The sequence below is a fragment of the Bradyrhizobium erythrophlei genome (genome assembly GCF_042430365.1).
GTDB classification, from domain to species: Bacteria; Pseudomonadota; Alphaproteobacteria; order Rhizobiales; family Xanthobacteraceae; genus Bradyrhizobium; species Bradyrhizobium erythrophlei.
The window spans coordinates 298,639-318,729 of the sequence record NZ_JBHMET010000274.1; the positions used below are offsets into that span (position 1 = coordinate 298,639).

Genomic DNA, 20,091 nt, shown 5'->3' on the forward strand with positions numbered 1-20,091 from the left:
AGCCGTACCTATCGCAAACCGCGTGAGCCAGCCGTGTTTGCCTATTCGCTGCGCTCGATGAAGATCTCGACACGCCGGTTCTTGGCGCGCCCCTCAGGTGTCGAATTGCTGGCAATTGGCGCGTCCGGCCCCTTGCCGTCGACGTCGATGCGCGAACCATCGGTCAGGCCTGGCTTCAGGGTGGCGGCCACCGCCTTGGCGCGCTCGACCGACAGCTCGAAATTCGAGGGGAAGCGGACGGTGCGGATCGGCGAGCTGTCGGTATGGCCGACGACCCGGATTCGTCCCGGCTCTTTGTCGAGGGTCGCCGCGACGCGGGTCGCGACCGGCTTGAAGGCGTCGAGGATGGTGGCCTGGCCCGGCGCGAACAATGCCAGATCACAGACCCGGATCACGATGAAGCTCGCGGTCTGGTCCGCTGTCATCGCACAGGCGGTGGTCTCCTTCGCGAGCGCGTTGCGAATGCGCTGCAACTGGGTGATACGGTCCGGTGGCGGCGGCGGTGGCGGTGGAGGTGGAGGTGGCGGCGCGATGATCCGTCGTTTGAGCTCGATCGGATCGCCAGGATGTAGCGCCAGTGCTACCTCGGCCGCGTTCTCGGCCCGGCTGGCCAGCAGCGTCCGCAGGGCGAAATAGCCCCCCGTCAGCAGCGCGGCAACCACGGCAGCCACCATCCAGACGGGAATACGGATGCGCTGCCTGCGACCAGCCAGCGCCTGTCCCCGCCAATTCGGCGACAGGTCGCTCATCACTTTGGGGCGGACCCGGCGCAGCGTTTCATAGAGGTTGCGCTGGATCACCTGCAGGTTCGCAAGCCCGCTCGCCGATGTGCGGTGAATGCCCTGGAACCCGAGCGCAAGGCAGGCGTGCTGCAGTTCGAGTACCGGATAGTTGACCAGCGGATCAGCCTTCAAATGGTCGAGGATCTCGAAGAAGCGGACGCCCCCCACCCGCTCGCCGAAGAACCGGCTCAGCATCGAATATTGGGTCCAGACGTGACGATCCTCGGTCGGGATGTGTTGCACGATATCGTCGGCGGTAGCGCACAGGATGTATTTAGCCGTGTTGGCCTGATGCTCGGAAATACCGGCCGAACGGATGTCCTTCTCGAAGAACTTGATGGCGTCGGCGACCTGCTCCATCAGGCTCGCGAATGACGCACGCATCAGCGCCACCCGCAACCGGCCAAGCAGTTGCAGCAATGGACCGGCGGCGCGCATCACCGGATTGGCGTTCGGCGCGACCAGATCGTCGACGCGCAGCGGCGGCCCGGGCGGCAGGATCGGTTGCGACGCCGGGGCCTGCGCGGGCGTCGAGATCCACTCCTCGGACGGATGGCTGGTCGGCGCGGCGGCGTAGTTTGGGCTCGGCGGGACGGGAGAAAAAGATGACGGCGGCGAAGGCGCGCCAGGAGAAGGCACGGGCGATGGCGAATAGGCCGGATGCCCCGCGGGCGGTTCGCCCGCCGGGGGCTGAGGGGGAGCAGCCGGCGGCAGCTTCCCGCCGGGGTTCGGACGGATGATCGTCCGTTCGCCCCGACCGAAAGGATTGACCGGCTTGTCCCTGTCGCTCATGGCCGATCTTCCAGGATGGCCCAAAGGTACAACTCAAGCTCCGGCCAGTCGCCGGAGAAGTGCATCCCGATCGAGGCCGCCGTGCTGAACTCGGGCCACAACGGCGACTTGCGATCGAGATAGAAATAGACGTGATCGGTGATCGCTCGGATGTGCGGTGGCGGCGTCGGCAAATGCACCAACGTCAGCCCCGGCAGGTTTGCGTGCACGATCTCGTTCATCTTGGTGTTCGGCCCGACCTTGAACAAGTGCGGGAATTCGTTCTGAATCTCCACGAGCGGCCGTCGCGCGGCGACCTCGAGCACCAGGGTCGCATTGCGGAACAGCGCCCGATCGCGGATCGGCGATACGAACGCATTCTGGGCGCGCTCGATGATCTCCAGGCGGATCGCCCGCCGACCGAGCCGCGCGCTCAGGAAGTCCTGGATGTCGCGCACCAGCGGCGCAAAGACGTTCTCGAGATCGTCGTGATCATACGCGGGATAGTCACGTGCGCGACGCTCCGCCGTAGCGAAGGTCGCGAGTTCACCGGCAAAACTCAGCAGCGCCTCGTACAGCCGTTCGGGGTGCACGCTGCCGGAACGCTGGAAATGGGTCAGCACGGGAATGGTACGGTTGAGCACCTGCAAGACCAGATAATCGACGCTCTGCAGCCCGCCACCGGACGACGGATCGACCGCATAACGCGACAACTCGTCGAGCTTGGTCTCGACCCAGCCGATGATGCGGTTGAGCCAACCATCGATCACCGGGTGCGCGGCACAGACCAGCATGGCCGGCACAAACTTGTCGTCGAACAGGATGTTCTTGTCGCGCACCTCCAGAATACGCGCGATTCCGAGGCCCATGTAGCCGGGTTTGCTGGTCTTGCGCAGCTCAAACGACAATCGTGGACAAGCGATGTCGATCTCTTCTTCGATGCGCAGCGACGAGGTCGAATCGATGAATGTCTCCGAGGTCCGCACATAACGACTGGCGCTGTCGCTACGGCCTTCGTCCACTTCGCGGGTGTTTGGCGCCGCGACCGGCATCATCAGCCAGACGATTTGGCCTGCGGCCGAGTCAGGCACGTCGATCGCTTCCGGGATCGGACTATCCGCAGGAATATCGAACGGCGTTCCGTCCGGCATGACGCCGGCCGCGCTGCGCACCGCGAATTTGCTCTGCTGGGTCAGATCGTGATCGATCTCGAGCTGGGCGAACCCCCAGGGGTATGGCGTTGTGTGGCGAACGCGTTTTTCCAGCAAATGCTCGACGTAGCGATCGTTCTGCTGCAAATGGTGCGGTCGCAGAAACAGACCTTCCGACCAGAAAACCTTGCTGTACCAAGACATTCCTACATCCACTTGGCAATCGTCGACGGCCGTCTGGTCATCGACAGTTCACTTTGAGCCGGCCTTGTCGGCGCGGTCGTAATAGTCCGAGAAATGCAGCATGAAAGTATCGATCGGCGCGCTGTCCTCGCGGCCGAGATGCGCCTTCCAGCGCGTCAGGAATTCGTCCCAGAGTTTGCCCTTGTTCGAGCCGAGCCAGGATCTCGCACCGCGCTGAAGCTCGAGTTCGCGCGCCATCAGCGTCGGATCGATGCTGGCGATGAGCTCGCTGACGGCATGCTGCATCGCCATGTAGGTCTTCAGTTGATGTGACTTGAGGTCGTTGAAGCCCTGCGCGAAGGCGCGCTGCGCGTCGAGGTAACTGCGCGACGGCGGTCCGAACAGGATGCGGATCGCTTCTTCTGGGGTCGGTGAGAACTTCAGCGGATTGTTCTCGATGGCCTGGATGGTGGTCTGGCTGGTGCTGCGCGTCAGCTGCTTGGCCTGGGTTCGCGCCTGCAGCAGCGCCATCAAATTATCCACGGTCATGCGCAGGAGCACGCCGAGTTGTTCGGCAAGTTCGGCGTCGGTCTTGTTGGCGAAGAAGTTGTCCGGCAGTCCAGCGGCGCGAGCAACCAGACGAGCAAACTCGGCACTGCGCCCTGGCGCCTCGGTGGTCACCCCCTCGTCGGCCACCCGCGCCGGACGTGGCGGCTCAATGTGCGGTCGCGGTGGCTCGGCAGTCGCGGCTTCATCATCGCTCCACACCGATGGCCGGCGTGGCGTCGGCATGGCTGGCGGCGGCTCAGCTGACGGTTTCGGCGCGGCGACCGGACCGGCTGCCCAGCTCATGTCGTCCTGCGCCGACGGCGCGTACGGAGACATCGACGGTGAATGTCGAACGGGATCCACGCCAGGCTTCGGGACGCTCGCCGCCCAGTCCAGAAACTCTGGATTGACGGGTCGCGCGGCCTCGCGCGGCTTCTTCAACTGTTGCGGATCAATCGGCGGGGGTATGTCACGATCCGCCGCCCAAAGCTCCTGGTAGTTCGCATGCTGCTGGACAATAGGGGCCTGTTGTTGCGTCGCATGGTTCTGGACGCCTTCGTCGGCCGCGTCCGCGTCGATCGAGACGCCAATAACGTAATGGCCGATGATGAGCCGATCGCCGTCGCGCAACCGGTGCGGCCCCCGCATGCGCTGCTCGGCGCCGTTGAGAAAGGTGCCGTTGGTCGAGACGTCGTGCAGCCAATAGCCGCCGTCGCGGTAATGCACCTCGCAATGCTTTCCCGAGATCATCCGAGCCGGATCAGGCAACGTCCAGTCGAGGTGACGGTCCCGGCCAATATCGACCGAACGCCTGCCGGTGACCGAAAATGACACAGGGCCGCCGTCGGGAAGGTTCGGTTCGTTCTCGATATTAAAGCGAAGCACCATCACGTCGTCTCGCTAGCGCGGAGGGCGCGGTTCGCCGCGTGCCAACTGAATACCATCCTCCAGGCATGCCGTCATTATCCGGTCCCCGGAGCCACGGGGGAGCCGGCAAAGGCCGATCAGCAGGGCCGCGCGCACGGCCCGTGCCGTTTGATCGGGCTTGGCTTCCACCGGCGGAAACTCCGCGGGAACCACGCTTCCACCGGACCAGCCGGCCGCCAGCGCGAGCCAAGTCGCCGGCTGCTCAGGGTCATTGGCGTTGCCTACCGCCAACGCCTTATTCCGGGATTGCTCGTCGGGTTGCCGGACCCAGGTCTCCGCGACACTGAGGGACCTGCTCTGGTTGGCGTCGAAATGGTCGAACATCCGATGCAAGGAGCGGCATCCCCAGGCAACGGCCACGCGCCTGGGCAGCAGGTAGGCGCAGAAGGATACGGCCTGGTGCCAGTTGCCCGCGTCGGCAGCCTCCTGCAGGAAATCCAGCGACGGCTTGTCTGCTTCCGCCCTGCCGACATCGTGGCGCGCCAAGGGATAGGCCTGAAACAGATCCTGCACCGTGCTGAACCGGACCTGGCTCATGGCCGTCAGCCGACAAGAGTGGGCGTGCCGTGGGCCACAAGCGGACCACCGGCTGCAAGCGCCATGGCGCCCTGCGCCGTCATGGCGATGGTCGGCGCGTTGATCACGATGCCGGCCGGGGACAGGATGATCTGGCTCGGCCCCACCTGCAGGGTGATGTTGACGTTGGCCGTCAGCGTAATGCTCATGCCTGCCTGGACGGACTGATCCATCGCCAGCGTGATGTGCTGACCGCCCAGCTCGATATCGAGCTTGTCGTTGCCGTTCTTGAGCGTGGTCTTGCGGGTGTCGCCGCCGAACGCAGCTTCGCCGATGGTACGTGTCTCGCTGTCGCGGACCGTCACGTCGTGGTCCTTCTCGGCGTGCAGCGTGATCTTCTCGGATCCTTTCTTGTCCTCGAAGCTCCACTCGTTGTAGCCGCCGCCCCCCTTGGTGGAGTCCGACTTCAAGCCCGCTATCGTCTTCTTGGACGGCAGATCGTAGGGCAGCTTGTATTCGTCGTTGTACACGGTGCCGATCACCAGCGGCCGATCCGGGTCCCCTTCCAGGAATTCGACCACCACCTCCTGTCCGACGCGCGGGATGACCTGACCGCCCCAGCGCTTGCCGGACCAAACCTGGGCCACGCGCAGCCGACATGACCGCTTCTTCTTCCGGTCCCAGAAAAAGCGGACATAGATTTCACCCAGTGACTCGACGTCGATTTCCTCGCTCGAATTGTCGTCCTTGGTCACGACCTTGGCGGTCTGGATGCCGTTGATCCTCGGCTTCGGCGTCATCATCGGCGACCGAAACGCCCGGTCGCTCGGCAGGAATTCGTAGCTGCCAAAATAGACATGCTGCCCGGCGTCGCTGGGCCCTCCAGAGCGATAGGATTCGATCGAGAACGAGTGGTTGGCCCGCACCACGAGATACTCGACGTTCTGCGAGTCCTTGGAGTGCTTTTCGAGCTTGGTCAGCCCGCCGGGGAACAGGTTGACCGCGTCGCCATTGCCGCGGCGTCGCCGGTCCATCGCCTGCTCGGCCTGCAGCTGGATCTTCGCGTACCGCTCACCGTCGGATTTTTCCTTGTACTTGCCTGGATAGTCGTAGAACTCCATCTCCGAGCGGCTGTAGTGCTCGGAGCCCTTGGCGTCGCTGACCATCTGCGCATTGGGCTTCAGGTAATTGTAGTCGTTGAGCTCGACCTTCCCGGTGCGAAACCGGCGCTCCGAAACCCATTCATAGATGTGCTGCTCGCCACGACGATCGGCGCCCGTCAGCGGGATGTAAGGAATTGTGGCGAGGCCTTTGATCGGGGAGTGCGACGACTTGGAGTCCGCCAGCACCAGCGTGTGCTTGCCGCCCTCATGCTTGAAGAAGTAGTAGATGCCGTGCTGCTCCATCAGCCGGCACACAAAATTCAGGTCGGTCTCGCGGTACTGAACGCAATACTCGAGCTTCGGACAGGAGCCCTCCTCGGTCAGCCTGGATTCATAGTCCGTGAAGCCGCGTTCGTTGAAGACCTCCTTGATGATGTCGGGCGCCTTCTTGTCCTGAAAGATCCGGCAATCGGTGGCGCGCGACAATAGCCATAGCCAGGGCTTCAGTACGATCCTGTAGCTGAAATAGTCGTTCTTCACCCCGAGCCACTGGGCCTCCGTGAGGATGCCGCTAAACTCGCGCTCCTTCTCGTGGAGCTTTATGGTAAGCGTGCATTGCTGACCGATCGCACGGTCGAAGTCGAGGTCAGCGTCCTCGCTGAGACACTCGATACGGTATTCGAACAGCTCGCTGAGGCCTTCCGAGGCCTCGAACCCAACAAAAACCAGAACGTCCTTGCCGAGAGGCGTCTTGAGCTCGCAGAGGCGGGTATCCTGGGTGAGCGCCTGGCCCATGTGGGCGTTAAACTCCCTCGTTGACCGCACGCCCCGCTGCGACCAGCGGACCAAGCCGTCATGCAAGAACCACGGCCTGCCGCACCGGCAAGCCCGACCGGGACGGCCCTCCCGACGCACAGCAGCTGCGTCCAAAAAAACGTCCCGACCCTCATATAGTCGGCTCCAAGAGCTTGCCGGTTCACGCGAAACTGTCATGATCGTCGGGAATGAACCGGGACTAGCGTGCGTCTGACCCATCAGGTGATCGGATCCTGATCGCCCCTGCATGAGCCGCCAGATGTCGCGGACCCGGCAGAGGTGTCGTGGTCCAGCAGACGGACGATCCTCGCATGCTCGATGTCGCATTCCTAACGCAGCCCGTGACCGCCGAGGATCCCTGCGGGCCGGATCTCGACGCCACCGGCGACGTACAATATCTTAACTTTTTCGCAGCCGCGGAATCGTTGCTGCCGATGTCCTATTTCGAAGTCGTCAACGCCCACGGCGAGCGTGGACGCTTCGACCCGAAGGCGATCGATTTTGCCGGCCAGTTTACCGCCGCGCAGCCGCTTCTGGCGCGCACCCGCGACCTGCGCCTGACCCTGCTGCTGGCCAAGTTCTCCATCCTCAATCGCGACCTCGACGGCTTTCTCAGCTGCCTGAAGGCGACCGCCGTACTGCTGCGCGAGCAGTGGGAAGCGGTGCATCCGCGGGGCGAAAACGACGACTACGCGCTTCGCGCCGTTACGGTCGAGGCGATCGACGTGTTTCCGACCGTGATCAACCCGCTGCAATTCCTCCCGCTGATCGAGAACCGCCGGCATGGCAGCCTCAATTACCGTGCTTATCAGGTTGCCAAGGGCGAAATTCCCGCCGCCGACGCCGACGTCGACATGCCCGATCTCGGAACCATCGAGCGCATCGTCAGCGAGACGGACCTCGACACCCTCAAGACCGTCAGCGCGCGCTGCTCCGCGGTCGCGGCTGAGATCGCGGGCATCAAGGCGATCTGGCACGAAAAGTTGAACTCGGGGCAGCCCCTCAGCCTCGACAGGCTGTCCGGGGTCGCAAATGGCATGGCCGCCTGGCTTGCGGGTCTCGTCGCGGCGCGTGATCCGACCGCGACCGCCGCACCGGTTAACGACGCCACCCAAGTCGACGTGCAAGCTCCGGTCGAGATCACGGGCGCGGTGGTCTCGCCGGCCCAGGCTTCCGCGGCGCTCGCCGCGACGGCGGACTACTTTGCCCGAATGGAACCGTCCAACCCGGCGCTGTTGCTGGTGCGTCAGGCGCAGGAAATGGTCGGCAAGTCGTTCATCGAGGTGATGCGCATGCTGGTGCCCTCCCTCGTGGAGAGCGCAGCGATCAACATCGGGCGCGACAAGGTCTTCGACCTGCCCATCGAACGGATGGCGGAGCTTGCCACCGCCTGCTCGCCGGCGGCCGCAAATGACACACAAGACATTGTTTTTACAATAGAAAATAGAACGCAGGCCCTTGATCTGCTCGCGAAGGTAGCGTCCTTCTTCCGCGCCGCTGAGCCGTCCAGCCCGATCCCGTTCCTGGTCGACCGCGCGCGCGATCTGGCACAGCGAGACTTCCTCAGCCTGCTGAATGACGTCCTGCCGGAAGGCGCGCTGAAGACAATCGACAAGTCGAATTGAACCCGCCTTCCGCTCGCCGGGACTAATGGGATGAAGGGAAGCGGCCTTGCAGACGGCAAGTTCAGGCGCCTTGCCAATCTGCACGTGTAGGCCGGCTTCCGGATCGATTTCGTGAGGAGGGCAAACCATGGCTACCGACAGCGGTCAGAAATTCATCCGGCGAAACCGCGCACCGCGCGTGCACATCACCTACGAAGATCCCTACGATGCCGAGCGGCTGATCGAGCTGCCGTTCGTCATGGGCATCCTCTCCGACCTCTCCGGCAACAACCCCGGCGTCGAGAAGGCGAAGGTCGAGGAGCGCAAGTTCCTCGAGTTCGACATGGACAACTTCGACAACCGCATGGCGGCGATCCAGCCCGGCGTGACCATGCGCGTCGCCGATCGTCTCAGCGATGCCTCCGACGACAAGATTTCCGTCAACCTGCGCTTCAACAGGATGGCCGACTTCGCGCCGGTCGCGATCGCCCGCCAGGTGCCGGCTACCGCCAAGCTGCTCGAGGCGCGCGAACAGCTCGCCAACCTGCTGCGCTACATGGACGGCAAGGTCGCCGCCGAGGATCAATTGAAGAAACTTCTCAGCGATCCGCAACTGATGACCGCGCTGCAGGAGCGCGCGACCACCCAGTCGACCGAACCCAACGCTGAGAACTAACGCAAGGAATGGGGACCATGGCAAAAGAAGCTGGTCGTAAAGAGACTACCACCCAGGTCGGGACCGTCGAGGCCGATGAGTTCGCCGCCCTGCTGAAGCAGAGCTTCAAGCCGCGCACCGAACGTGCGGCAACCGAAGTTGAAAACGCGGTATCCACGCTCGTTCGCGAAGCCTTGAAGGACACGAGCGTCATCAAGTCGGACGTGCTCGACACTATCGAGGAGATGATCGCGCGGATCGACCAGAAGCTGACCGCGCAGATGAACGAGATCATTCATGCGCCCGAGTTCCAGGCGATCGAAAGCGCCTGGCGCGGCCTCCACTACCTGGTCTTCAATTCCGAGACCGACGCCACGCTCAAGATCCGGGTGATGAACGTCTCGAAGAACGAGCTGTATCGCAACCTGCGACTCTACCCCGACGCGCGCTGGGACCAGAGCCCGCTGTTCAAGCAGATCTATGAATACGAATTCGGCCAGTTGGGCGGCGAGCCGTTTGGCTGCCTGATCGGCGACTACTATTTCAGCCACGTCCCGACCGACGTGCAGTTGCTGCGCGACCTCAGCAAGATCGCTGGCGCGGCACACGCGCCCTTCTTCACCGGAGCCGAGCCCACCCTGATGGGAATGGATTCGTGGACCGAGCTATCCAACCCCCGCGACATCGGCAAGGTGTTCGACACGCCGGAATATGCCGCGTGGAAGGGACTGCGTGACCAGGACGACTCGCGCTATCTCGGCCTGTGCATGCCGCGCGTGCTCGGCCGCCTTCCCTATGGCGCGAAGTCGGAGCCTGTCGAGGAGTTCGCCTTCGAAGAGGAAACCGACGGGCACGCCGGCGACAAATACGGGTGGATCAACGCCGCCTACGCGATGGCGGCCAACATCAATCGTGCCTTCAAGGAATTCGGCTGGTGCACCCGCATCCGCGGTGTGCAATCCGGCGGTGAGGTCATCAACCTGCCGACACACACCTTCCCGACCGACGACGGCGGCGTTGACCTGAAATGCCCGACCGAGATCGCCATCAGCGATCGGCGCGAGCACGAACTTGCGAAGGCAGGCCTGATCCCGCTGATCCATCGCAAGAACACCGACAAGGCCGCCTTCATCGGCGCGCAGTCGCTCTACAAGCCGAAGAAATACTTCGGCGAGAAAGGAGTGGATGCAACCGCATCCGACAACCTGTCGTCACGTCTGCCCTACATGTTCGCGGTATCCCGCTTTGCGCACTATCTGAAATGCATGGTCCGCGACAAGATCGGATCCATGAAGGAAAAGGATGAGCTGACCGTCTGGCTGCAGACTTGGATCAATGAATACGTTGATGCCAACCCAGCCTTGTCGTCAGAAGCTCAGAAAGCGCGCAAGCCGCTGGCTGCAGCGAAGGTTGAGGTCATAGCTAACGAGGAGAACCCGGGATATTACAACGCGCGATTTTTTCTCCGTCCTCACTTTCAATTGGAGGCGATGGACGTCGGCCTCAGTCTCGTTTCACGCCTGCCGGGCCCGAGCTCATGAAGCCGTATCGCCTCAACCGTCAACACTGAGGTTCTCTGAAAGGAACATGCTATGGCTGTCGACATCTTTTTGAAGCTCGATCCGATAAAGGGCGAGTCACTGGACGACAAGCACAAGGACGAAATCGATATTTTGAGCTGGTCCTTCGGCGAAAGCCAGACCGGCACCTTCCACAGCGGCTCGGGCGGCGGCGCCGGCAAGGTCAGTGTTCAGGATCTCCATTTCACGCATTTCGTGGACAAGGCCACGCCAGAACTTTTCAAGGTCTGCGCGAACGGCAAGCACATCGATAACGCGATCCTCACGGTCCGCAAGGCCGGTGAACATCCACTCGAATATCTCAAGATCGAGATGAAGAACGTTTTGGTCACCAGCGTATCGACCGGCGGATCGCACGGCGAGGATCGCCTCACCGAGAATGTGAGCCTCAACTTCCAGAAGGTGAAGATGATCTACAAGACCCAGACGGAAAAAGGCGGCGCTGGCGCGTCACCGACCTTCGGCTGGGACGTTGCGGCGAACAAGGAATGGGCGTGATCGTCGGCCACTCGCCTGGTGCCGGTTGCCGATAGCGGGAACCGGCGCCAAGCGCGGCGATCGGCCTGCACGACCAGGTCGGTTGCGGCTGGACTGCTTACTCACGAGACGTCAAGTCGGACGCGTGCAGGTGCCCCACGAAGCTACGCGCGCGCCGGCGGACACCGGGGACCGCAAATGACCGTTACACCAAAGAGGGATCGGCTCTGTCCACCGTTGATGCTGGCATTTCGCACGGCTCATGAAGCCCGAGATGCACGCAAGAAGCTGAATCTGCGCGATCAGTACGGCGAACGGGTGATCGCGGGGCGGCGCAGCGCGGGCCGCTTTCCGATCCCGGAAGCCTTGCTCCGGCGCGAGGTCGCGCAAGATCTTGAAACACTCCTCAATACCATTGCCCTGGAATCGACCTTGAACCTGACCGGCCGGGATTGCGTCCGAACGTCGATCCTAAACTACGGCTTCCCCGACATCGCCCACCGTTCGATCGACGAGGTCACGGACGAAGAGCTCAGCGACGCGTTGCGCATGGTGCTGACGAGCTATGAACCAAGGCTCGACCGTAAGACCATCCGGGTCCGGCGCGACAACTCGGTCGGCCCCGAGCAGCTCAAGCTGCGCTTCATCGTCCACGCCGACCTGAAGTGCGAACCGCTCAACGTTCCCGTAGAATTCGTCGCCGACGTCGACCTCGACAGCGGCGATATCCAGATCAACCGACTTTAGCATGAATCGCGAATTCCTCGACTTCTACAATCGTGAACTGTCGCTGCTGTACGAGCAGGCAGGAGATTTCGCCGAGGAATATCCCGGCATCGCAGAGCGCCTCGGTGGCCTGATCCGCGACCGCTCGGATCCGATGATCTCCGGGTTGCTGGAAGGCGCCGCGTTTCTCGCTGCCCGCGTTCAGCTCAAGCTCAAGCATGAATTCCCTGAGTTCACCGCAAACCTGCTCGAGCAATTGGTTCCGAACTATCTCGCCCCGACCCCGTCGGCCATGCTCGTCAAGGCGCAGCCAACCTATGCCGACCCCGCATTGCGCGACGGCAAGAAGATCGCGCGCGGCGCCTATTTCGACGCCACCTACCGCGAGAGGGAACGAAGCCTCGCCTGCCGCTTTCGACTTTGCCGCGATATCGTGCTCTGGCCGTTCGACGTCACCGGTGCCGAATATTTCTCGACGGCCGGCGCGCTGCAGGCGCTTGGAATTCCGGTTGGCCGCGACGTCATCGCCGGGCTCAGGCTGTCGCTGACCCACCGCACCGCGGCCCGGCTTGACGAGGAGCTGCCGGAAGCAGACGCCCGAACCAAGCCGGAAACGTGGTTCGCAGGCTGCCGTATCAGCGAACTGCCCATCTACCTGTCCGGCGCGGAATCCGACGCCATCGCGCTTTACGAGCAACTGATCTCGAACTGCGTGGGGGTCTACTTTCGCCATCTCGACGACTTCGGCGATCCGGTGGTGATCCGCGCGCCCAACGACTGCGTGCAGCAGGTCGGCTTCGACGAGAACGATTCGCTGTTTCCGAACGACAACCGGATCTTTCGCGGCTCGGAGCTGCTGCGGGAATATTTCGCGTTTCCGCGCAAGTTCCTCGGCCTCAACCTGACGGGACTGCGCGGCGTGATGCCGCGGCTGCGCAGCAAGTCGATCGATGTCGTATTCGCGTTCGACGAGCACAATTCACGGCTGGCCGCTTCGGTGCGACCCGACACCTTCAGTCTCTATACCGCGCCCGCGATCAACCTGTTCGAGAAGACGAGCGATCGGATTCCGGTCAAGTCGAATACACATGAGTATCATGTGGTGCCTGACCGCAGCCGCTACCTCGAATACGAGCCCCACCAGGTGCTCGAAGTCTACGCGCACTTTCCGACAGAGAAGGACAAACGGCAGGTGCGTCCGCTGTATTCGGCCGCGGTCGACCCGACCAGCGGATCGGTCGAGGGGCTCTATTTCACCGTCCGACGGCTACCCCGGCGCCGCACGGTGGAAGAGAAGACCTATGGCGCAGCTTCTGACTACACCGGGACTGACATGTTCCTGTCGCTGCTCGAGCCCGGTGAGCTGAGCGGCGGCACCTCAGCCGCCGAACTCAGCGTCCGGGCACTGTGCTCGAACCGGCACCTCACGGAGCACCTACCGGTCGGCCAGGGCGGCGCCGACTTCCGCCTGCTGGACGACACTTCGCTCGATCTGAATTGCGTCGCCGGCCCCACCCGGCCACGCGAGCCGGTGGTGGCCCAGCTGCGCAGCCGCAGCGAGATCGCAAGCAGCGGAGTGGTCAGCTGGCGGCTGATCAACATGCTGAACCTGAACTATCTTGGCCTCGTCGAGCGCGGGGGCGGCAAGAACGCCGCAGCGCTGCGCGAGATGTTGTCATTGTTCGCCGACCAGTTCGACGACGCCACGGAACGCAAGATCCGTGGCGTGCGTAGCATTGAAAGCCGACCGGTCGTGCGGCGGGTGCGCGAGCGCACCGGCAGCGGCGCGGCGCGCGGCCTGGAGATCACCGTTACGCTCGACGAGAAAGCATTCGAGGGCAGCGGCGTGTTCTTGCTTGGCGCCGCGCTGGAGCGCTTCTTCGCAGACTATTCGGGCTTCAATACCTTCACACAGACGGTCATCTCGACGCCGGAACGCGGCGAGATCATGCGCTGGCCGGCGCGCATGGGCACACGGAGACCGCTGTGACATTGATCGACCAGATGAAGACCGAACCCTGGCGGTTCGACTTCTTCCTGACGCTCCGCCAGCTTGAGCGGGCAAACCCCGATCGACCGCGGATCGGCGACAGCGCCGCGCGCCGCGAGGAGTTTGTCGACCTCGGCCAGACCCCCTACCTCGAGTTTCCTGCCTCCAACCTCAGCTCCGTCGACGACCACAATGGCCGGCTCAGGATGCTGGTCAAATTTCTGGGGCTCCTCGGGCCGCAGGGCGCGCTGCCGCTTGCCACCACCGATGAGAGCGTTGGCTGGCAATTGATGCGGGATGACGCCTTTCCGCGCTTTCTCGATCTCCTCAACGGGCGCTTCCTGCAACTGTTCTTCCGCGCCTGGGCCGACGCGCGGCCGATCGCCCAGCATGACCGGCCGGCCGAGGACCGCTTCATCGCCTACGTCGGTTCCTTCGTCGGCCTGGGCTCCGATGTTTTCACCAATCGAGACACGGTTCCGGACATGGCGAAGCTCGGCTTCGCCGGGCTGATTGCGCCCAAGACGAAGTGCGCATCGCGGCTGACGCGATTCCTGCAGGGCCTGTTCGACGTCAAAGTCGAGATCGACGAGTTCGTCGGCTCCTGGCTCTCGTTCGACTCCAGCCACTGCAGCCGGCTCGGCGGAACACACGCCACCCTCGGCCGCGACATGCTTGTTGGGTCACGGGTGTTCAGCGTGGAGGACAAGATCAGGGTTCGAGTCTTCGTCAAGAATTTTGCCCAGTACGAGCAGTTCTTACCGACCGAAACCCGCAACCTGTCCGAGCCGCTGGCGGACGCGGTTTTCTTCTATATCGGCGACGAACTCGACTGGGAGGTGGAACTCGCCATTCCCGCCGGAGCGGTCGCCCCGGTGAGGCTCGGACAGAGCGGGCGGCTCGGATGGACCACCTGGGTCTCACCGAACTGGACCTCCACCGACGAATATCGCCGCGATGCCCGGTTTCACCTCGGTGAGCGCTTGAGGGTCCGGCGCCGCGCCGCAGCCGACGCGATTTGAACCTGGCCACCCCGCCGATCGTCATAACACCATGGAAACCGAGCCGATTTCCACAATGCAGGGCCGCCGAACGTTGACGCAGGCATCGAGTAGGAGGGGCCGCCATGACCGACATCAGCATTGAGGCCGTAACGGGCAAACTGAACCGGGCTGGCTACGACGCCTTCATTCAGGCCCTGCGGCACGCCAAGAGCGCCGGCAACCGCAATGTCGAGCTCGCGCACTGGCTTTTTCATATCCTGCAGCAGGAACGCACCGACCTCAGCCTTTCGGCTGATCACTACAAGCTCGACCGGGGGCGGCTGTTGTCGGACCTCGCCGGCGTCATCAACGGCTTTCGCAAGAACGAAACCGACATGCCGGGTGTCGCCAATTCGGTCATCGATATCCTCGATCGCGGCTGGCACTATGCCACGCTGTTCTTCGGCGAGACTCAGATCCGCACCGGCCATCTGCTGGTGGCGGGACTGAAATCAAACGACATCCGCCGTGCGCTCAACAACATTTCGCAGGAATTCGCCAAAGTAAATGTCGACGCATTGGCTGCGGAGCACCGCGCCGTCTGGGCTGGCTCCGACGAGGAAACCATGCGGCCGATGGACGGCTCGGGATTGATCGGCGCCGGCACGGAGGGCGCGGACCAGTCGGGCTCCAAGGGAACGACACCGCTCGACCGCTTCTCCCAGGATCTCACGGCTAAGGCCAGGTCCGGCCAGATGGATCCGATCCTCGGCCGGGACGATGAAATCCGCCAACTGATCGACGTGTTGATGCGCCGGCGGCAGAACAATCCAATCCTCACCGGCGAAGCCGGCGTCGGCAAGACCGCCGTGGTCGAGGGGTTCGCCCAGCGCATCGCCGCCGGCGACGTACCGCCGCCGCTGCGCAATGTCAGGCTCTGCGCCCTAGACATTGGCCTGATGCAGGCCGGCGCATCCATGAAGGGCGAGTTCGAGCAGCGATTGCGCTCGGTGATCGACGAGGTACAGAGCTCACCCACCCCGATCATTCTGTTCATCGACGAGGCCCACACACTGATCGGCGCCGGCGGTGCAGCCGGCACCGGTGATGCAGCCAATCTGCTGAAACCTCCCCTCGCCCGCGGCACGCTGCGCACGATCGCCGCGACCACTTGGGCAGAGTATCGCCAGTACATCGAGAAAGACCCCGCGCTCACACGACGCTTCCAGCCGATCCAAATCGACGAACCCGACGTGGAGACCTGCTGCGTCATGCTCCGAGGCATTCTCGGTCCGATGGAAAAGCATCACGGCGTTCGCATTTCGGACGCCGCGATCGTTGCCGCGGTCAACCTGTCACACCGCTACATTCCGGCGCGACAATTGCCGGACAAAGCCGTCAGCCTGCTCGACACCGCTTCGGCACGCGTTGCCATCAGCCAGAGCGCGACGCCGGCGCTGATCGAAGACGCCCGCGTTGCCATTGCCGCCCGCGAGGCGGAGAAGTCGGCGCTGGTCAGCGACAGGGATCTCGGCATCGATGACGCCGAGCGCATTGCTGCAATCGACAGCGAGATCGCGGCACTGCAGGAAAAGCTGACCAGCCTCGAGACGGACTGGGCCGCAGAGCAAGAGATTGTCAAGGACATCCGCAGCCTGCGCGAGATCCTGACCGAATCCAAGGAGGGCGACGATCCCGCCGCCAAACGCGCGGAGTTGCGCGGCAAGTTCGAAACGCTCGAGGCCATCAGTCCGGAAAGTCGGATGATCTATGCCCATGTCGACGAACAGTCGGTGGCATCCGTGGTGTCGGACTGGACCGGCATCCCCGTCGGCCGGATGGTGCGCGACGAGATCCAAACCGTCCTGAACCTTCCCGAAATACTCAACCGCCGAGTGGTCGGCCAATCCCACGGCCTGACCATGATCGCCAAGAGAATCGAGACCAGCCGCGCCAAGCTGGACAACCCGTCGAAGCCGATTGGCGTGTTCATGCTGGCTGGACCGTCCGGGGTCGGCAAGACCGAGACCGCGCTCGCCCTTGCGGAAGCCCTCTACGGCGGCGAGCAGAACATGATCACGATCAACATGTCGGAGTTCCAGGAGGCGCACACCGTTTCGACCCTGAAGGGCGCGCCTCCCGGCTATGTCGGCTATGGCGAAGGCGGCCGTCTTACCGAAGCAGTCCGGCGCAAGCCCTACAGTGTCATCCTGCTCGACGAGGTGGAGAAGGCCCATCCCGACGTGCATGAGATCTTCTTCCAGGTGTTCGACAAGGGAATCATGGAGGATGGCACCGGGCGGCGGATCGACTTCAAGAACACCCTGATCATCCTGACCACCAACGTCGGTACCGATCTGATCATGGGTCTGTCGCGCGATCCGAAGTATCGAAACGAGCCGGAAGAGCTCACAAAGATGCTGAGGCCGGAACTGCTGAAAGTGTTTCCCGCTGCGCTGCTCGGGCGCATCGTCTCGATTCCGTACTTCCCGCTGTCGGATGAGATGCTCGCCGGCATCGCCCGGTTACAGCTCGACCGGATCGGACGGCGCATCCGCGACAACCACGATGCAGCTTTCAGCTACGACGATTCAGTGGTCGAGCACATCGTATCACGCTGCAACGATCCGGATTCCGGCGGACGCATGATTGACAACATCATCACCAACACGCTGCTGCCGGAGCTGTCGCGCGAATTCCTCAGCAAATCGCTCGCCAAGGAAGAGGTCAAGCAGACCAGGGTCTCGATCGTGAACGACAAATTTGCCTATTCGTGGAACTGAGGACGATGAACATTCAAACCGAGCATCGCTACCCGACCACGGGCTCGACGCCTTACGACGAGGTCTATTACCCCGGCCACGTCTATGGCCTCACGCACCCGAACCATCTCGCGACAATCGCGACCGTTTATGGCATGAAGCCGGCTCCGGTCGCGCGTTGCCGGGTGCTGGAGCTCGGCTGCGGTGTCGGCGGAAATCTGTTGCCGATGGCCTTTCAATATCCGGACAGCGAGTTCATCGGCGTTGACCTGAGCGGCGTGACGATCGAGCGCGGCCGGCGCAATGTCGCGGCCTTAGGCCTGAGCAACGTCAAGCTTCTGCATTGCGACATCATGAATGTCGACGCAAGCTTCGGGCAGTTCGACTACATCGTCGCCCACGGCGTGTATTCATGGGTCCCGCCGGAGGTGCGCGAGAAGATGATGACGATCTTCAAGCAGAACCTGGCGCCGCAAGGCGTCTGCTACGTCAGCTACAACGCGCATCCGTTTTCGCATCTTCGCAACATGGTCCGCGACATGATGCAATATCACACCCGCCACATCACCAGCATGAAGGAGAAAGTCGGACAAGCCCGAGCGATCATGAAGTTTCTCAGCAACGGCTCGAAGGCCAATTCGGTGCACGGTGCGGTCATGCGCGACCAGTTCAACCGCGTCCTCAAGATACCCGATGAGCTGTTGTTTCACGATGATCTCGACCAAGGCGCTGCTGCCTTCCTGTTGCACGAGGTCGTCGAAGACGCGGGCCGGCATGGCCTGCAGTATCTGAGCGACGCGGATTTTTCACGACGGTATCTTGCCGGCTATTCCGAGGAGGTCCGCGCCACGCTGCAACGCTTTCCGGACAGCGAATTCATGGCGCGTGATCAGTATCAGGACTTCATCGACGGTAACGGCTTCCGACGTACCTTGCTCTGCCACGACAGCATTTCACTGCACCGCCAGATCGATCTCGATTTCATCACCCGGTTCCATCTGCTGAGCACCACCAGTCCTACTCATTCCGATGCCTGCCTGACCGACAGCTCCGCGATGGAATTCGAGAACCACGACGGCAGCAGGGTCACCGTGACCAATCCGCTCTTGAAGGCTGCACACCTCTGTCTCGGCCGGGCCTGGCCGCGAGCGCTGTCATTCAGCGAACTGCTCGATGGTGCCCGGGCGCTACTCGAAGGTCAGCGGACCGATGATGACGAGCAGGCGCTGGCGGAGGCAATGTACATCCTGGCTTGCAGCGGCGAGGTCTCTTTCCTGGTATCACCGCCGTTTCTCGTGAAGGAAGTTACCGACCGTCCGCAGGCGAGCCTGCTCGCCCGGAGACAGGCGGAAACCGGCCCGTTGGTCACCAACCTGCTCCACCAAACCGTGCAATTGGAGGACGATAGGACCCGGCATTTCGTGCAGCTGCTCGACGGCAGCAGGACCATCGACCAGATCGTTACCGAAATGACCGAAGCATTCGGCCCGACCACCAGAGTCGAACAAAGAGATGATGCCGGGCAGATCGCCGAACCGTTGCTGTTGTCAGCTCGAGAGAGCGTCCAACGTTCGCTTGCGATGGTTGGCAAGCTGGGCTTGTTGGTCGCCTGACGCACGCGAACCCACCCACTTGCTCCGACTTGCTTGGCCCGAGGCTTGTAAACGAGGCGATGGGGAGCCGGAAGCCCCCGCCGTCGCCTGGAACAGGTGCGGCGCCCGCCAATCAGCCATCATGGGTGTATTGTTGTCCAAGGACCCATCCGGTGAATATGCCGGCGGGGCCGCTGGTATAGACTGGATGAAGGCCCACGCCGGCGCGCAGCATCCGCCATTCATGCTCGCCGACCCAGGGAATTCCGGGATCCCCCTTTTGATATTGGGACAGTAGCGTTCGAGCGGCCAGTTCGGCATTGGCGTAGATCTGGCCGTTGGCCCAACCTGGTCGTGGCAGGCCTGTCATGCGGCAATAGAGCGCCGTGCAAACATAGGCGGAGGCCTCTTCCGCATTGGCGTCGAGGCCGGTGCGCAACAGATCGTACGCCGCATGCAGGCTCTCATGGACGATGTGCGCCTCGTCCAAACGCCCCGCCGCCGACTTGATTTCCAGCGTGTTGGCAGCGACCGCCGTACCGTCCGCCCGCGTCCGCGCGACGTCGTTATATTGAGCGGCGACGCCGGCCGCGAGATCGGTCGGACGTTTGATGTGGACCTGACCCAACCGGATCGCGCGGGCGACGTGGTGGAACGTTTGCGGCGCAATCGTCACGTGGCTGCCGCGGATAGGAAACCGGAAGCGAATACGCGCAACCACCGGGCCGTTGAGCACCTGCAGCACCCTGGTCTGGAGTGACATGGCATTACCCTCGCTGTCGCCGCCCCGATCATGGTTGTCGGCGCTCCGGGCCTGCAGGTTCAAACGACATTCGGCGCTGGCCGTCAGGGCCTCTTCGCGCACGGCCGCGTCGACAGGCGTTCCCGAAGGGAACCGCCTCACGATCCCCAATAGCCGCGATC

General features: G+C 62.8%; 15 protein-coding genes. 9 read left to right on the forward strand and 6 right to left on the reverse strand.

Annotation, left to right across the window (positions count from 1 at the left end; genetic code table 11):
• Nucleotides 1–41 precede the first annotated feature (41 nt).
• From tssL to ACFFWD_RS43315, 5 genes are read right to left on the reverse strand one after another with little or no spacing between them, the layout of a single operon-like run.
• On the reverse strand, nucleotides 42–1,574 hold the full coding sequence (tssL, locus tag ACFFWD_RS43295; protein WP_376975558.1) for a type VI secretion system protein TssL, long form: 1,533 nt from the start codon (nucleotides 1,572–1,574) through the stop codon (nucleotides 42–44).
• Nucleotides 1,571–2,908 carry a type VI secretion system baseplate subunit TssK gene (tssK, locus tag ACFFWD_RS43300; RefSeq protein WP_376975559.1) on the reverse strand — a complete coding sequence of 446 codons (1,338 nt, stop codon included), beginning with the start codon at nucleotides 2,906–2,908 and terminating at the stop codon, nucleotides 1,571–1,573. Before tssK ends, tssL begins: the two co-directional genes overlap by 4 nt.
• Before the next feature lie 48 nt (nucleotides 2,909–2,956).
• Nucleotides 2,957–4,324, reverse strand: a complete 1,368-nt coding sequence (gene tagH / locus ACFFWD_RS43305) for a type VI secretion system-associated FHA domain protein TagH (RefSeq protein ID WP_376975560.1) — start codon at nucleotides 4,322–4,324, stop codon at nucleotides 2,957–2,959.
• Between the two features lie 12 nt (nucleotides 4,325–4,336).
• The gene (locus ACFFWD_RS43310; RefSeq protein ID WP_376975561.1) at nucleotides 4,337–4,900 is read right to left on the reverse strand and encodes a DUF6931 family protein; all 564 of its coding nucleotides are present in this window, start codon (nucleotides 4,898–4,900) and stop codon (nucleotides 4,337–4,339) included.
• A 5-nt stretch (nucleotides 4,901–4,905) separates the two neighbouring features.
• Nucleotides 4,906–6,777: a type VI secretion system Vgr family protein gene (locus ACFFWD_RS43315; protein WP_376975562.1), complete on the reverse strand. Its 1,872-nt coding sequence runs from the start codon at nucleotides 6,775–6,777 to the stop codon at nucleotides 4,906–4,908.
• Nucleotides 6,778–7,109: 332 nt separating this feature from the next.
• Here ACFFWD_RS43315 and ACFFWD_RS43320 point away from each other — a divergent pair, with 332 nt between their 5' ends.
• The 9 genes from ACFFWD_RS43320 (at nucleotide 7,110) to ACFFWD_RS43360 (ending at nucleotide 19,188) form a co-directional block, all read left to right on the forward strand.
• Nucleotides 7,110–8,423: a type VI secretion system protein TssA gene (locus tag ACFFWD_RS43320; protein WP_376975563.1), complete on the forward strand. Its 1,314-nt coding sequence runs from the start codon at nucleotides 7,110–7,112 to the stop codon at nucleotides 8,421–8,423.
• Between the two features lie 127 nt (nucleotides 8,424–8,550).
• Nucleotides 8,551–9,078 (forward strand): type VI secretion system contractile sheath small subunit, encoded by a 528-nt coding sequence (gene tssB, locus ACFFWD_RS43325; RefSeq protein WP_376975564.1) that lies wholly within the window; start codon nucleotides 8,551–8,553, stop codon nucleotides 9,076–9,078.
• A gap of 17 nt (nucleotides 9,079–9,095) precedes the next feature.
• The gene (gene tssC, locus ACFFWD_RS43330; RefSeq protein ID WP_376975566.1) at nucleotides 9,096–10,598 is read left to right on the forward strand and encodes a type VI secretion system contractile sheath large subunit; all 1,503 of its coding nucleotides are present in this window, start codon (nucleotides 9,096–9,098) and stop codon (nucleotides 10,596–10,598) included.
• A gap of 51 nt (nucleotides 10,599–10,649) precedes the next feature.
• On the forward strand, nucleotides 10,650–11,135 hold the full coding sequence (locus ACFFWD_RS43335; protein WP_376975567.1) for an Hcp family type VI secretion system effector: 486 nt from the start codon (nucleotides 10,650–10,652) through the stop codon (nucleotides 11,133–11,135).
• Nucleotides 11,136–11,354: 219 nt separating this feature from the next.
• Entirely contained in the window at nucleotides 11,355–11,861 is a 507-nt protein-coding gene (gene tssE, locus ACFFWD_RS43340; RefSeq protein WP_376975973.1) for a type VI secretion system baseplate subunit TssE, read from the forward strand.
• A gap of 1 nt (nucleotide 11,862) precedes the next feature.
• Nucleotides 11,863–13,830, forward strand: a complete 1,968-nt coding sequence (tssF, locus tag ACFFWD_RS43345; RefSeq protein WP_376975568.1) for a type VI secretion system baseplate subunit TssF — start codon at nucleotides 11,863–11,865, stop codon at nucleotides 13,828–13,830.
• Complete coding sequence (gene tssG, locus ACFFWD_RS43350) at nucleotides 13,794–14,852, forward strand: type VI secretion system baseplate subunit TssG (protein ID WP_376975974.1); 1,059 nt, start codon at nucleotides 13,794–13,796, stop codon at nucleotides 14,850–14,852. The genes tssF and tssG overlap by 37 nt, the downstream gene beginning before the upstream one ends.
• Nucleotides 14,853–14,956: 104 nt before the next feature.
• Nucleotides 14,957–17,596: a type VI secretion system ATPase TssH gene (gene tssH, locus ACFFWD_RS43355; protein WP_376975569.1), complete on the forward strand. Its 2,640-nt coding sequence runs from the start codon at nucleotides 14,957–14,959 to the stop codon at nucleotides 17,594–17,596.
• Between the two features lie 5 nt (nucleotides 17,597–17,601).
• Nucleotides 17,602–19,188: a class I SAM-dependent methyltransferase gene (locus ACFFWD_RS43360; protein ID WP_376975571.1), complete on the forward strand. Its 1,587-nt coding sequence runs from the start codon at nucleotides 17,602–17,604 to the stop codon at nucleotides 19,186–19,188.
• Between the two features lie 112 nt (nucleotides 19,189–19,300).
• Here the strand turns inward: ACFFWD_RS43360 and ACFFWD_RS43365 are convergent, their stop codons facing one another.
• The gene (locus ACFFWD_RS43365) at nucleotides 19,301–20,032 is read right to left on the reverse strand and encodes a hypothetical protein (protein WP_376975572.1); all 732 of its coding nucleotides are present in this window, start codon (nucleotides 20,030–20,032) and stop codon (nucleotides 19,301–19,303) included.
• Nucleotides 20,033–20,091 lie beyond the last annotated feature (59 nt).

Coding starts and splice junctions, on each gene's coding strand:
- tssK (WP_376975559.1), bottom strand. CDS start 2,908: ATGTCTTGGTACAGCAAGGTTTTCTGGTCGGAAGGTCTGTTTCTGCGA.
- tssE (WP_376975973.1), top strand. CDS start 11,355: ATGCTGGCATTTCGCACGGCTCATGAAGCCCGAGATGCACGCAAGAAG.
- tssC (WP_376975566.1), top strand. CDS start 9,096: ATGGCAAAAGAAGCTGGTCGTAAAGAGACTACCACCCAGGTCGGGACC.
- ACFFWD_RS43335 (WP_376975567.1), top strand. CDS start 10,650: ATGGCTGTCGACATCTTTTTGAAGCTCGATCCGATAAAGGGCGAGTCA.
- ACFFWD_RS43315 (WP_376975562.1), bottom strand. CDS start 6,777: ATGGGCCAGGCGCTCACCCAGGATACCCGCCTCTGCGAGCTCAAGACG.
- tagH (WP_376975560.1), bottom strand. CDS start 4,324: ATGGTGCTTCGCTTTAATATCGAGAACGAACCGAACCTTCCCGACGGC.
- tssL (WP_376975558.1), bottom strand. CDS start 1,574: ATGAGCGACAGGGACAAGCCGGTCAATCCTTTCGGTCGGGGCGAACGG.
- tssB (WP_376975564.1), top strand. CDS start 8,551: ATGGCTACCGACAGCGGTCAGAAATTCATCCGGCGAAACCGCGCACCG.
- tssH (WP_376975569.1), top strand. CDS start 14,957: ATGACCGACATCAGCATTGAGGCCGTAACGGGCAAACTGAACCGGGCT.
- ACFFWD_RS43310 (WP_376975561.1), bottom strand. CDS start 4,900: ATGAGCCAGGTCCGGTTCAGCACGGTGCAGGATCTGTTTCAGGCCTAT.
- tssF (WP_376975568.1), top strand. CDS start 11,863: ATGAATCGCGAATTCCTCGACTTCTACAATCGTGAACTGTCGCTGCTG.
- ACFFWD_RS43360 (WP_376975571.1), top strand. CDS start 17,602: ATGAACATTCAAACCGAGCATCGCTACCCGACCACGGGCTCGACGCCT.
- ACFFWD_RS43320 (WP_376975563.1), top strand. CDS start 7,110: ATGCTCGATGTCGCATTCCTAACGCAGCCCGTGACCGCCGAGGATCCC.